Origin of the sequence: Moorella sp. E308F (assembly GCF_006538365.1) — a bacterium.
Lineage (GTDB): Bacteria > Bacillota > DSM-521 > Neomoorellales > Neomoorellaceae > Neomoorella.
On record NZ_BJKN01000001.1, the window covers coordinates 1 to 11972 of the forward strand.

Below are 11972 nucleotides of genomic sequence, written 5' to 3' on the forward strand. Positions count from 1 at the left end.
TTTGCTGGCGCAATCTTAGAATGATGTTTGTCTATATCCGGTTTAATCTGAGAAACTTTATTCTTTTGCTGCTATCTTCGTCTAATTTATTGTGAGAAGCTTTTCCGAATTAAAGTGAGAATCTACACTTTTGTAAGTATCATTATTGTAAGTATCTTTCCCTTTAAATTTTTTGAAGTCTAGACTTTAAAATTTTTAAAGTCTGTTGAGTTTCAAGGCTTTCGGGTTCTTTTTTGTACGTGTCTATTTCCTCTAGAATTGGCTTCATAATGTATATAACCTTGGATTGTCCCCGTCCAAGGTTTATTTCCTGGATGAGATCATATTTTGCCAATTCTTTCATGACTTTGACCGCCGTAGGTATGGAAACACCCAGATCTTCCGCAATTTCCTCACGTGCGTACTTCACGTAAACACATCCCTTATCGTCCCACCAACCATTTTTCCTTGAAAGCTCCATACGGTCCAATAGTAAGCCGTAAGCAAGCTTTGCCGCAAGGCTTAACTCTTTATATTTCGGATTTTTCAATAACACTTTGGGCACCATAACGAATCGAATAGAGTTTACTTCATTGACTTTGAAATACTCTCCCAAAATCATAGCCCTCCCATTTAAAGGAGAGCTAGCTATCTTATTTGGTTTTATAGTTGCTGTCTGCTAGAATATTGGTAGTGCTAACTTTTTTACTGGGTGGCTCCCCTTATTTTTTTAAATAAAAACCGCAAACAAAACCGCAAACAGATGTAATAATATTGAGCAACCCAGAAGGGTACAGGAAAAATTATTTGTCACGTGAAACCTAGAAGAATCAACACTTGCAGGGATTAGAAGGTACTGTCGAATACTGTCGAAACCCTAATCTTTAGGACTCAAAATCCGGTGGCCGCGAGGCCGTGCGGGTTCGACCCCCGCCTTCGGCACCAATAATACCAAGGCGTGAGAGCCTTGGTATTTTTCTTTATATAGATATAGAAAAATGCCAGTAGCCGGGAGCAGCTGCTGGCATTTTCCGTAATTTCCTATAACCTAGTTAATGGGCGTGCAGGTGAAAATAGCCCTGGTGGTGGTGCTCATGAAAGGCTGCGTCAATAAGGTTGCCCTGCATTAAAAGCTTCAGGAAAATAGCTATAATTATCCCCAGTCCCACCAGGGCTGACAGAATATAACCCAGGGCCTCGGCCCCAAAACTGCCTGCCAGCCTAGGAACGGTATAATCCGGGAAGAGGGTATGGGACCAGCTGGCGGCCAGTTTAACCATCCCGGCCGGGACAAAACCCAGCATCTGCTGTAACTCTTCCGGTGCCCATTCGCCCCAGGCCGTACTGCTAGCCAAGATTCCCAGTGGTGACAGCAGGATCAGGATACCCAGCCCTGTAGCCAGTCCCTTGAGGCCAGGGGCGCCGGCCCCGGCCGGAGCTGCCGGCCTGGCCTCCGGGTAAAGTTGCAGTAAGCCGGGGTTAGCCCGTTCAAGGTAGCGGACCACCAGGCCGGTAACTATCCCCTCGGCCGGGCCGGCCACCAGGAGATGGGCCAAAGGAGCCTTGGGTCAGGAAGGTTCTGAAGTGCGCCTCCTTTCCTGCCAGCCGTGACGCCGGCAACGGCCCCTGCCCGGGCCGGCGATATCTGTACTGCCGCAATGGGGGCAGGTTCCAGTCTCCTCAGTTTCCGGTTCCCATTCATAACCACATTCTTCACAGCGGGCCTTTGCCCCTGCCAGGCGGTAAACCCCGCCTTCTACCCGGATAGCTTTGCCATTAATCAGGGCGTCGGCCACCTTACTCCGGGCTGCGCCGAGGATACGGAAAAAGGTAGGCCGTGAGACCCTCATCCTGGCCGCGCATTCCTCCTGCTCCAGGCCTTCTATATCCTTCAGGCGAATGGCTTCCAGTTCTTCCACTGCCAGGACAACTTCTTCCAGTTGGCGTAAAGGTACGGCTGCCGGTTTAAAATAAGTAATCCCTGGTATAAATTCTACCCGCCGGCACTTGGGTGGCCTCGGCATGATGGTCCCCCGCTTTCAAGCTTTACTTTACCTTATCATAACCTCAATGTGGACTTATGTCAACCATTAGGAAAGAATGTCCAATTACAACTCTACGTTATTTTTGCCGATGCGGGTAGACCTCATTCCCAACTATAACTAATTGACCATCACGATGCAAAACAACCGGCGCAATGACAGTCCTGTCCAGGGTTTCGGAGGCCGGCAGCAAAAACCCGCCCATCACGTTGGCGGCCGGGATTAAAAAGCGGTGGTCGCCGTCAATCACCCGCCGCAATAGGTGCGGCCCTACCAGGCCGATAAAGCCGATAATGCCCAGAAAAGAAACCACTTCGTCCACAATCACAACTACCGGAAAGGTTACTTTACCCCCCAGCCGCGGCTGTAATTTTCAGCGCAGGGGATGCAGGCATACCGCCCCTCCTTTACCCTGGCTCGGACTTCTGCCACCAGCTCCCCGCAATAAGCGCAGGTCACGGAGTTAAAAAGGCGGGCTTTCGCTGGCATGGCGAGCTTCACATGTTCTGTTTTAAATATTTCCTCCTCCGGCGCCTCCAGGATAAATTGCAAGCGCTGTTCCTGGTAACGGTCAAAGAGCTCCTTTTCCGCAGGTGTGGCCTGGCCGTTAAAAACCCTCTCCCGCAAGTTCCGGTAATTCTCGTCTTCCTGCCATGCTCCACTTTTTAAGGCTACCCGGACGGCAGCACCAGTCTTCCTATCACCAATAGTAAATACATGCTTGCCGTAGTCCCGGTAAAGGAGATTGCCTTTTCCCAGCGTGCAGCCAGTAAGCACCTGGATGGCATCCACCCCGCAGGCATCGGTTTCTACAATGGCCACCAGCTCTTCATCGCCTGCCCGGCCGGCAGCCAGTTCCCGCAGGGCTATTTTTGCCGCCCTGTAGCCAATGGCCAGGCCCGGGCAGCTATGCCCGTGAAAGGCCACGGCCCTTTCCCAATCGTTGGTAATTGGTTCCATGATTTAAATCTCTCCTTTTCTCCCATCTAGAAAATAAAAATAACCACTTCAGGCGCCCCTTCTGGGGCACATACCCTCCGTGGTTACATCTTACAACCTCCATGGTTGTTAAATATTTTATTCGCCATGCAAAGCTAAAATCCTGCCGCTTAATCCCCATCCCGCAGGCGGTTGACTTCTTTAAACAGGGACACTATTTGCGACATCCCGCTGAATTCCTCCAGGCTGTAGCGCGTTTTCCGCCGCCAGTTGGGGTAACGGTTTCCCGTACCCGGGACATTCTGGGGCTCTCTTTCCAACCATAGATCCTCAAGGTTGACGAGAAGAAGCTGCGCCCGGCTTGCGGCTAGATAGGCTAGGCAACCACGTAAAAGGCTGCCAGCCTCCGTCGTGGCTACTGACAAAAAACCTTGATGATACAGGAAAAGGGGGAGAGCCGCCTTTAGACGGCCGCCTTGTCCGCCAAAAAGAAGCAAAGGGCGGCATGTCGTGGGTACTCAGGCCGGCCAAACACCCGGCACGCACCGGTGCCAGGGCCCGGCTCGGCTTTCCGGTGTATTCGGTGGCCAGGATATACATGCGGTTGACCTTGTGCCGCTCCATGGCACGGCGGACGTAACCCGGCACCGTACCCAGGTCTTCACCGACAAGTAATGCTTTATGGCGCCGGGATTCTAAGGCCAAAATTGCGTAAAATTCCTCAGCGTGATAGCGAACGTAAACTCCTTCCGCGGCTGTAAGCCCTTTCGGTATCCAAAAAAGGTGGTGCAAACCCATGACGTGATCCAGGCGCAAAATACCTGCATGGCGCAGGTGATGGCGCAGGCAGGCTATATAATAGCGGTAGCCGTCTTCCCGTATTCCTTCCGGGTGCAGGGGAGGAAATCCCCAGTCCTGTCCCTCGCGAAAAAAAGCATCGGGCGGCGCCCCGCTGCTGGCCGCCAGGCAAAAATTCCGGCGGTAGCGCCAGACGTCGTATCCCTCGCGGTGGACTCCCAGGGGCAAATCGAGATACAAATTGCCTTTGGCCAGGGATTGAAACTGGCGATAGGCCTGCCATTGGACATACAAATGATACGCCGCGACTTCCCGATCATAATCGCCCTCTTTTAGAAAACCGTCCCGCATTCGTGCCGGCCACGCCGTCCAGCCGGCACGCCTTTTTTCCACGGCGGCCAGAAACCGGGCGTAATCTAGAACTTCCCTTTTGCCGGCCACCCAGGTGGCTAATTCCGCCTGTCCTTTTACGTTACTGTTATAAAATTCACGGGCACAGATTGCAAAGACTTTTCTCTTGAGAGCCATTACCCGTCGATAATCGACAAAAGATGTTTTCCGTAAAAAAGCCGCTTCGTCCTGGAATTCCTTCGAGTTTAAGAAATCCCGGGCCTCTCGGGATTTCTGCACTTCTTCCAGCTGAGAAACGTCCAAATAAAACTCATTCCAAAAAAGGCGGCTTACGGGCTGATAGGGACTGGGCTCCATGGGTTCATCCAGAAAAGCAGCCAGGAAGGGTAGAGTGGCGACAAAACTGCCGCCCAGCCGTTCCACCCAATTAGAAAAGGCCTCCAGGTCTCCGAAATCACCGGATCCCAGGCTGCGCTGCGAATGAAGGGCATATAGGGGCACAAAGCAGCCCCATATTTTTTCCCGGCCTTTCGGCAGGTTCCATGCCTGAAAAGGGGCGGAAATCAGCATTACCTCTTTATCGTCCCCGGCAAAACTTAAAGACAAGCGGTGATAGCCCCAGGGTAATTTTATAGGCAGCCGCAACAGCCGGGCTTCATAAACAGCTCCTTCCACCACGGCTGCCCGGGTTAGGGGGAGGGAAGAGGGTACATGCTATACCGCCACAACCCGCCTCCTTCTAAATGTAGTTTGCATTCCAGGCGGCTAGCAATCTTTGCCGCAGGCAGGCGGAGTTCTAAGCAGGGACTACTACCGGACCAAACCACGGTTACCGGCTCACAAAATTTACGCCAGCGCTCCTGACGTCGCTCCCGCACGGCCCTTAAGACGTCGGCCATATTAGCCACCGGCGCTCCCAGGGCCTGTAAAACCGCCAGCAACGTTTCCGGTTCAGCCGTCTGGAGGTTACCCTCACCATCGCGATAGGCGGGCTCTACGCCATATAGGCAGCAAGTTGGTACAAAAGATGCAATTCTTTTTCGCGTCTAACCATCAATTATTACCTGCCAGGCGATGTTATTAAATATAATTTTCCCCTTCCCAAGGTTATTCAATTTTTCTTTTTCCCTCCCGGCACTTCGCGCACAAGCCGTAAACTTCAAAACAATGTTCCGTCGGCAAGAACCCTTTGCGGTCCAATTCCTGTATTAATTCTTCCATGGGACAAAAGTCAACGGCAAAATAAGCGCCGCACATTTTACACACGGCGTGATGATGGTGTCCTTCCTCCCGCCGCAGTTCGTATAAATCGGCACCTGTCTGGGAAGAAACGCGGCATAAAAGCCCTTTTTCGAGCAATAAATCTATGTTGCGGTAAACGGTAGAAAAATTTGTTCCGGGAAGAATTTCAATGACCTTTTGGAACAGATCTTGAGCGCTTAAAAAAGAGCGGGTGTTTTTAAGGACCGCCAGGATGGCCTTTCGCTGGGGAGTTACCCTGAGGTCGTTTTGCCTTAACAGTTCTTCTACATCCACTTTTTTATTACTCCTTTCCCAACCATAACTGCCACCAGCAACCCCGCCGCAATAAGCACAATAGTCCCCCCGGGGGCCAGATCGAAAATAAACGAAGCGTACAGGCCGCAAGTCACCGAAATAAGGGCCGCCAGGATGGCTATAACGAAAGTTTCTTTGAAACTGCGGGCAACCTGCAGGCTCACCGCCGGCGGTATTACCATTAAGGCCGACACCAAAAGGGTCCCCACCACCCTTACCGCCAGGGCGACGGTCAGGGCAGTGAGCAAGGTAAAATAAATGCTCACGGCAGTGACCGGTATTCCCGCCAGGCGCGCCGCCTCTTCGTCAAAGGTAATGGCAAAAAGCTCGCGATGTAGAAGCGTTACGGACATAAGGATAAATATGCCGGCACCGGCAATGACCGCCACATCCCTTGGGGATACGGCCACCAGGCTGCCGAACAAATATGAAAAGAGATCGGCGTTAAAGACCTTTTTTAAGCTGATCATTATCACAGCCAGGGCCATGCCGCCGGACATGACTACCGCCAGGGCTACTTCGGCATAGCGAGGAAAGGCCCGGCGGATAAACTCGATGATTAAAGCGGCGCCGGCCGCCGCAAGTAGGGCGCCGTAAAAAGGATAAAAACCCAAGAGCATCCCTCCGGCGACGCCGGCCAGGCTGGCATGGGCCAGACTGTCACCCACCAGGGATAACCTTCTAAGTACAATAAAGACACCCAGGGTGGCGGCCAGAACGGCGGTAATCATACCGGCTATCAAGGCCCGCTGCATGAAATCAAAGCTAAAGATCCACATAATCATCACCTATACGGTAACCGAGAACGTCGGCGATGTGGTTCTGGTCCACTTCATTTATTTGCTCATGAATGTAGACGTGTCGATCGCGAACACAGCCAATTTTTTGGGCCCTAGTAAAAGCCGCCCCTATATCATGGGTTACGATAACTATCGTCATGCCCCTTTCCCGGTTTAGATGGGCGAGAAGGCGATAAAAATCTTCCCGTGCGGCGGCATCTATGCCGGTGGTAGGCTCGTCAAGGAACAGAGCCGCCGGCTTTTTGGCCAGGGCCCGCGCGAGAAAAACCTTCTGGCGCTGGCCGCCGGAAAGTTCGCCAATGAGGCGACCCGCCAAATCTCTAATACCCACCAATTCCATGGCTTCGTCTATATTATCTTTTCTGGCGCGTCTATCCAAAAACCCTTTCAAGCCCCCGTAATACCCGGAAGCCACTACCTCGGCCACTGTTGCGGGAAAAGAAGCATTGATATCGCCGGCATTCTGGGAAATGTAACCTATCAAGCCCCAATCCCGAAAGTTCCTAATGTCCCTGCCAAATAGCCTTACTTCCCCGACCTTCGGCCTAAGAAGACCCACCATTATTTTAAGCAGGGTGGACTTGGCGGCGCCGTTGCGCCCGATAAGGGCAAGAAAATCGCCGCAGTTCACCTTTAGATTGACCCCTTCAAGGACGGGGATGCCGTTATAAGCAAAGGTGACATCGTTCATGCGAACTACTTCTCCACATTCAAGGCAACGGTCCATAATGATTTTCCTTTCTACTCCAGGGCTTTTTTGAGGGCCGCCAGATTTTTTGCCATAATGGAAAAGTAGTCTTCGCTGGCCTCCATCTCTTCCTTAGTCAATCCGCCGATAGGATTTAAAACCAAAGTCCCCGCTCCCGCCTCCCGTGCCAGGGCTTCGGCCAGTTTAGGACTGGCCAGGGTTTCAAAAAAGATATATTTTACGCCTTTGCTGCGGCAAAGGGTTATGAGCTCCGCCATCTGCTGGGCCGACGGTTCCTGCTGGGGTGAAAGCCCGCTGATAGGAATCTGGTTGAGGCCGTAACGCCTGGCAAGATAACCGAAGGCGGCATGGGAGGTTACGATATCTCTTCTAGTAACGGCGTTCAGGGTATCCCGGTACTCACGGTCCAGCATGGCAAATTTTTTATCCAATTCATGGTAATTTTTTTCATAATAACTTTTATTATCGCCGTCTACCGTCGCCACTGCTTCAAATATCCTCCTGGCTATCTCCCGGGCAAGGAGTGGATCCAGCCATATGTGGGGGTCATTGTTTTCTATCAGACCTTGGCCCGCTTCCAAGGTCACGACTCCCTTCTCCTGCAGCTGGCCCTCAATTTTCTTTGCCCAGGCATCCATGGGTTCACCTAAAAAAATAAATAATTTCCCGCTGTAAATCGAAGCAATCTGCCGGGGCGAAGGCTCATAATCATGGGGTTCGACACCTGCAGGTTGTAGATTCTCTACCACGGCTCTATCCCCAACTATCTTTTTAGTGAAATCATAAAGGGGATAAAAGGTAGTATAAATTTTTAAAGGGCCGCTTTCCGCCGGCACTAGACCTTCCTTTTCCCGACAACCTGCAATAAAAAAAATGAGGGCGATAACCAGTAATTTTAAGACGATGCCCCGCGATTTGTAACCGACTTTCATTTAACCTCCCGGCCTCCTGCAATCGATTTGCATTTGCATTATAATTATATAACTTTTCTCTTAAAAAATGTCAATGAATTTTATTCGCGGCAGGCCGGGCAGTAACCGAAAAAGATTGTAGAGGTGCTTAGGACTTCAAACCCTTCCTCATTTGTATATTTCCCTAGAGGCTCTTGCATTCTCTGAAACTCGTAGGTACGACTGCACTTTAAGCAGACAAAGTGGCTGTGGGGGCTTCTATTCATCTCATATCTGGCCGAACCGTTAAGGGTCGGAGCCTTAACAATAATCCCCATCTGGGTAAATAAATCCAATGTCCGATAAACGGTCGCCCTTCCAACCGTCGGGCAGTACCGGCGCGCCGCATGGTAAATGGTTTCTGCCGTAGGGTGTTCCCGGGACAGTTCCATAAAGGCCTTTAGAACCGCCTGCCGCTGGGGGGTTAAACGCCGATCGCTTTCTTGAAATTTTTCCAGGTGTAAAGAGGTAATGACAGGCATTTCCTAACCCCCTTCCTTAAACTTTCTTTGATAATCGCGAATTGCTTCATGCAGGGCGCTGGCTCCCAGGTTGGAACAGTGTAGCTTAACTTCCGGCAGACCGCCAATTGCCGCCGCCACATCGGCGTCGGTAATTTTAAGGCCTTCTTCCAATGTCTTACCTCTGGCCATTTCCGTAAGAATGCTGCTGGTAGCTATGGCCGCCGGGCAACCGTAAACCTGAAATTTAACGTCTGCCAGCCGGTTATCCTTTACTTTTATATAAATACAGAGATAGTCGCCGCAGTCAGGGTCGCCTATAGTGCCAATGCCATCCGCATCTTTTATGACGCCTACATTACGCGGGTTTATAAAATGATCGAGAAGCAGTTCGCCGTACATTATCTCTAGCCCCCTGAGAATCAGCTTCAACTTGCTTTTGGACATTTGTTCATTATTATTATATCCGCCTTATGGCCCCATGTCAATAAATATTAAAGGCCTTGACGCCGTAGCCGGCAGCCTCAGTTCGAGCGGCGTTCAAGGCAATCGCAGCGCATTATTTCGTATAGCGCTACAAGCCAAAGAGCTTGTAGCAGTTGGTACACGGCGGGGGAGGCGCCGGTACTTCCGGATTATCCAGGAGAAAAGGGTTGGTCAGGTCCAGCCGGTAACGAAAGGGCTGTTTAAATTCCCGGGCGGCTTTATTTTTAATCACCCTGGTCAAGCCTTCAGTAATTTTGCCATAATTAAAAGGAGTAAAGGGCGCTTCCTGCCGGCAAAAGTAACGGGGTGCTACACCTTTATAGGGCAGTCCAAGGTAAACACAAGGGGCTACCTCGCCGTGGCTATTGATGAAAATATGTTTTAAGGGCCAGGCATCGCAGACCATGACGTCAAGATTAAACTGCAGTGGATAAACTCTTAAATTAAGGCCCAGACGCCCGGCCTGCTCTTCGGCAGCCTGAACAGCAAAAAGGTAGTCTCCAGGAAGTGCTTCTCCCGGACAAGCAAACACCCTTAACTCTTCCATCTCCGGGGAAAGGGTGAGATCCAGGTTGGTGGCCACCACTTCATCAGCCCCGGCGCTGGCCGCAAGTTCTATGAAGGCCGGGAGTTCAAGTAAATTTTTCCTGGTCATCAGGTAAGAACAGATAATTTTGGGTAAAGGGCTACCTCGCTTTTGTTTGATATCTGCCAAGCGGCTAATATTAGTAAGCAATCGCTTGAGACTTGTAATATGAGCCTCGCATGTCCTGTATGTAGTTAACAATCGAACCTGAAGGTACGTCCTGCTTCATTGTAAATAAACTTATCTCCCAGGGCCTGGTAGAGGGCGGCACTGGCCCGAAAACCGGTACAGTGGCAGGCTACCAGGTACTGGAGACCAAACCGCGGTAGAGTCTTTATCGTCTCCTCTAGCCGCTCCGGGCCGGCGTCCTTCAAGTGGGTACCGCCGATGACGGCGAAGATGCGGCTGGCACCGGTAATGTCCAGGACGTGCTCCAGGGTACTGATCAAGCCGGAGTGGGCGCAGCCCAGGAGCACCAGCGGCCCTTCCCTGGTAGTGATGATTAAAGACTGGTCGTCCCAGAGGCTGTCCTGGAGGTATTCGCCACCGGCAAGGAGGCGAAATTCCCGGCTTATAGCTTCAAAAGCCTGTCGACGACGGATTTCGCCGGTTAAAAAAATTCCTTCCCCCAGCTCGACGGGTTGCCGGGAGAGGTGAAATACCGCACCGCTTGCCTCTAATTCTGCCCGCGACCAGGGGATGCCGATATACCTGGCTTCCTCCCCTTCCCGGAGGCGGTATTTAGCCACGAAGATATCGGGGTGGGCGTATACGGGAAGGGGGCCAGTAATCTCGCAGATCTTTTTCAGGCTTCCGGTATGGTCGTCATGGCCGTGACTCAGGGCAATAGCTGTAATTTCCCGCGGATCGAGGCCCAGGCTCAACATGTTCTGGACAACGGCACCCCCGGCCCCGGTATCGAAAAGGATGGTCCTTTTCCCGGTTCGTACCAGGAAAGCCAGGCCATGCTCGGCTATCAAGCCCCTGGAGGTGACCGTATTGTCTACCAGGTTGATAATTTCAATGGTTCCGGCCATTCTTATTTACCCTCCCCTTTTAACCGTGGCAGCAACCGCCGGGCGTGCAGCCTTCCGGCCGGGAATCCCTCCCGCAGCACAGGGTTTTGCCACCCGCCTCGGGACGGCTTTTTACTATATGCGGCGCCGAGAATATCCTTACTAATCTCGTACTGCCGCAGTTAGGACAAATATCCGCATCTTCTCGCTTGCTAAATGTACTTATAGCCCCGCAATCGCTGCATTTGAATTCAAATTCCGGCATTTACTGTTCACCCCCGCTTGACTCTAGTATAAATCTATAAAGAACATATGTCAATATTGTGTTGCAAAAAAGCCCCCTTGCCACACAAGGGGGCTACCGGGAAAATTATACTCCTTCAATTCCCCTTAATCATTCTTGCCCCACATTGGGCGCAGATTGTGTCAACACAGGGCTTCCCCAGTTGGTGCGGCACCTGCAGGCCACACTGAGGACAAACGCAATTTCCGGCCCAAGAGCTCTGGCCCTTCCCGCCTGTGGATGAGATGCCTTGGCCCCTACCCCTGCCTCCTCCCATTCTTCTCCCTCTGCCGCCACCTGTAACCCTTCCCCATCCGCTCCCCATTCCTGCACTCCAACCGCCTGGCATATTTATTCCCCTTTCGTTTTAAGTTTACGTAATTATGGTTACCCGGTCACCTGTTTTTACCCAACCGCTTTTTATCACCCGGCAATAAATACCTTCGGTCTTCAAAGGCGCCGGCCCCGGAAAAAAGAGGCTTGAAGGTTCATCTTCCTGCTTACCGATTTGTGTAACCTCAACCATTGCTTCTCCTACTAAAAGTCTAGCCCCTACCCCAACTCCCTCTAAATTAATGCCCTGGACGGTAATGTTTTCGGCAAAATCACCCGGTTGAAAGGGAAGGCCTAAGGCCTCGGCCATTTCTTCAGCCCTTTCAGCCATAAAAACGCTCACCTGCCGGCTTGTTCCCGCATGGGCGTCCCCTTGCAAACCGTAATCAGCCAGCAAATAACCTGAACCAACGTTAATTTTCTTTATTCCTCTCCGCGCACTAAGATTAACACCGATAACTTTGCCTGTCGACATACTCTCTGCCTCACCTTTACAAATTAAAAATTAGCAGGGTTCTAAGGTTCGTAGATTTTAAAGGGTGAAAACTCCATGATTTCTTCCAACCGTGTCCAGACGCCGTAGCCGGCAGCCTCTGTTCGAGCGGCGTTCAAAGCAATTTTTTATCTCCGGCTTTTGGTATTCAGCCCTGGCTTCCTGATAAATGGTGTCGTTCTCCTGCAT

General features: G+C 51.4%; 17 protein-coding genes and 1 pseudogene. All 18 read right to left on the bottom strand.

Features of this window, described 5'->3' with window-relative positions; all coding sequences use genetic code 11:
* Positions 1 to 163: 163 nt before the first annotated feature.
* The 18 genes and pseudogenes from E308F_RS00005 to E308F_RS00085 all read right to left on the bottom strand — a co-directional run bounded on the left by E308F_RS00005 (position 164) and on the right by E308F_RS00085 (position 11765).
* The gene (locus E308F_RS00005) at positions 164 to 595 is read right to left on the bottom strand and encodes a replication initiator protein A (protein ID WP_172613786.1); all 432 of its coding nucleotides are present in this window, start codon (positions 593 to 595) and stop codon (positions 164 to 166) included.
* Between the two features lie 436 nt (positions 596 to 1031).
* Positions 1032 to 1535, bottom strand: a complete 504-nt coding sequence (locus E308F_RS00010) for a PDGLE domain-containing protein (RefSeq protein ID WP_141262664.1) — start codon at positions 1533 to 1535, stop codon at positions 1032 to 1034.
* Between the two features lie 12 nt (positions 1536 to 1547).
* Positions 1548 to 2003 (bottom strand): DUF134 domain-containing protein, encoded by a 456-nt coding sequence (locus tag E308F_RS00015; RefSeq protein WP_141262665.1) that lies wholly within the window; start codon positions 2001 to 2003, stop codon positions 1548 to 1550.
* A gap of 157 nt (positions 2004 to 2160) precedes the next feature.
* Positions 2161 to 2328, bottom strand: a pseudogene (locus E308F_RS00020) (iron chelate uptake ABC transporter family permease subunit); the annotation flags it as partial.
* A 35-nt stretch (positions 2329 to 2363) separates the two neighbouring features.
* A complete protein-coding gene (locus E308F_RS00025; protein WP_141262666.1) occupies positions 2364 to 2981 on the bottom strand; it encodes an FmdE family protein in 618 nt (205 codons plus the stop codon).
* A 149-nt stretch (positions 2982 to 3130) separates the two neighbouring features.
* Positions 3131 to 3385 carry a 4-alpha-glucanotransferase gene (locus E308F_RS16385; protein ID WP_253260362.1) on the bottom strand — a complete coding sequence of 85 codons (255 nt, stop codon included), beginning with the start codon at positions 3383 to 3385 and terminating at the stop codon, positions 3131 to 3133.
* Positions 3291 to 4754 carry a 4-alpha-glucanotransferase gene (gene malQ, locus E308F_RS00030; RefSeq protein WP_253260363.1) on the bottom strand — a complete coding sequence of 488 codons (1464 nt, stop codon included), beginning with the start codon at positions 4752 to 4754 and terminating at the stop codon, positions 3291 to 3293. The genes E308F_RS16385 and malQ overlap by 95 nt, the downstream gene beginning before the upstream one ends.
* A gap of 44 nt (positions 4755 to 4798) precedes the next feature.
* The gene (locus tag E308F_RS16390) at positions 4799 to 5050 is read right to left on the bottom strand and encodes a hypothetical protein (protein WP_253256456.1); all 252 of its coding nucleotides are present in this window, start codon (positions 5048 to 5050) and stop codon (positions 4799 to 4801) included.
* Between the two features lie 166 nt (positions 5051 to 5216).
* On the bottom strand, positions 5217 to 5645 hold the full coding sequence (locus E308F_RS00035) for a Fur family transcriptional regulator (protein ID WP_141262667.1): 429 nt from the start codon (positions 5643 to 5645) through the stop codon (positions 5217 to 5219).
* The gene (locus tag E308F_RS00040; protein WP_373995619.1) at positions 5636 to 6445 is read right to left on the bottom strand and encodes a metal ABC transporter permease; all 810 of its coding nucleotides are present in this window, start codon (positions 6443 to 6445) and stop codon (positions 5636 to 5638) included. The genes E308F_RS00035 and E308F_RS00040 overlap by 10 nt, the downstream gene beginning before the upstream one ends.
* Positions 6432 to 7157 (bottom strand): metal ABC transporter ATP-binding protein, encoded by a 726-nt coding sequence (locus E308F_RS00045; protein ID WP_216363875.1) that lies wholly within the window; start codon positions 7155 to 7157, stop codon positions 6432 to 6434. The genes E308F_RS00040 and E308F_RS00045 overlap by 14 nt, the downstream gene beginning before the upstream one ends.
* 50 nt (positions 7158 to 7207) lie before the next feature.
* The gene (locus E308F_RS00050; RefSeq protein ID WP_141262669.1) at positions 7208 to 8107 is read right to left on the bottom strand and encodes a metal ABC transporter solute-binding protein, Zn/Mn family; all 900 of its coding nucleotides are present in this window, start codon (positions 8105 to 8107) and stop codon (positions 7208 to 7210) included.
* Between the two features lie 80 nt (positions 8108 to 8187).
* Positions 8188 to 8607: a Fur family transcriptional regulator gene (locus tag E308F_RS00055; protein ID WP_141262670.1), complete on the bottom strand. Its 420-nt coding sequence runs from the start codon at positions 8605 to 8607 to the stop codon at positions 8188 to 8190.
* A gap of 3 nt (positions 8608 to 8610) precedes the next feature.
* On the bottom strand, positions 8611 to 8988 hold the full coding sequence (locus E308F_RS00060; protein WP_141262671.1) for an iron-sulfur cluster assembly scaffold protein: 378 nt from the start codon (positions 8986 to 8988) through the stop codon (positions 8611 to 8613).
* Between the two features lie 172 nt (positions 8989 to 9160).
* Positions 9161 to 9787 carry an SPASM domain-containing protein gene (locus tag E308F_RS00065; protein WP_216364416.1) on the bottom strand — a complete coding sequence of 209 codons (627 nt, stop codon included), beginning with the start codon at positions 9785 to 9787 and terminating at the stop codon, positions 9161 to 9163.
* Positions 9788 to 9852: 65 nt separating this feature from the next.
* Positions 9853 to 10695: an MBL fold metallo-hydrolase gene (locus E308F_RS00070; protein WP_141262673.1), complete on the bottom strand. Its 843-nt coding sequence runs from the start codon at positions 10693 to 10695 to the stop codon at positions 9853 to 9855.
* Between the two features lie 19 nt (positions 10696 to 10714).
* Positions 10715 to 10939 carry an FmdB family zinc ribbon protein gene (locus E308F_RS16770; RefSeq protein ID WP_141262674.1) on the bottom strand — a complete coding sequence of 75 codons (225 nt, stop codon included), beginning with the start codon at positions 10937 to 10939 and terminating at the stop codon, positions 10715 to 10717.
* Positions 10940 to 11330: 391 nt separating this feature from the next.
* A complete protein-coding gene (locus E308F_RS00085; protein WP_141262676.1) occupies positions 11331 to 11765 on the bottom strand; it encodes an MOSC domain-containing protein in 435 nt (144 codons plus the stop codon).
* Between the last annotated feature and the right edge of the window lie 207 nt (positions 11766 to 11972).

Bases quoted from the DNA above. Each gene is read 5' to 3' on its own strand.
- E308F_RS00085 (WP_141262676.1), bottom strand. From the start codon at position 11,765: ATGTCGACAGGCAAAGTTATCGGTGTTAATCTTAGTGCGCGGAGAGGA.
- E308F_RS00055 (WP_141262670.1), bottom strand. From the start codon at position 8,607: ATGCCTGTCATTACCTCTTTACACCTGGAAAAATTTCAAGAAAGCGAT.
- E308F_RS00040 (WP_373995619.1), bottom strand. From the start codon at position 6,445: ATGTGGATCTTTAGCTTTGATTTCATGCAGCGGGCCTTGATAGCCGGT.
- E308F_RS00050 (WP_141262669.1), bottom strand. From the start codon at position 8,107: ATGAAAGTCGGTTACAAATCGCGGGGCATCGTCTTAAAATTACTGGTT.
- E308F_RS00045 (WP_216363875.1), bottom strand. From the start codon at position 7,157: ATGAACGATGTCACCTTTGCTTATAACGGCATCCCCGTCCTTGAAGGG.
- E308F_RS00070 (WP_141262673.1), bottom strand. From the start codon at position 10,695: ATGGCCGGAACCATTGAAATTATCAACCTGGTAGACAATACGGTCACC.
- E308F_RS16770 (WP_141262674.1), bottom strand. From the start codon at position 10,939: ATGCCGGAATTTGAATTCAAATGCAGCGATTGCGGGGCTATAAGTACA.
- E308F_RS00060 (WP_141262671.1), bottom strand. From the start codon at position 8,988: ATGTACGGCGAACTGCTTCTCGATCATTTTATAAACCCGCGTAATGTA.
- E308F_RS00025 (WP_141262666.1), bottom strand. From the start codon at position 2,981: ATGGAACCAATTACCAACGATTGGGAAAGGGCCGTGGCCTTTCACGGG.
- E308F_RS00015 (WP_141262665.1), bottom strand. From the start codon at position 2,003: ATGCCGAGGCCACCCAAGTGCCGGCGGGTAGAATTTATACCAGGGATT.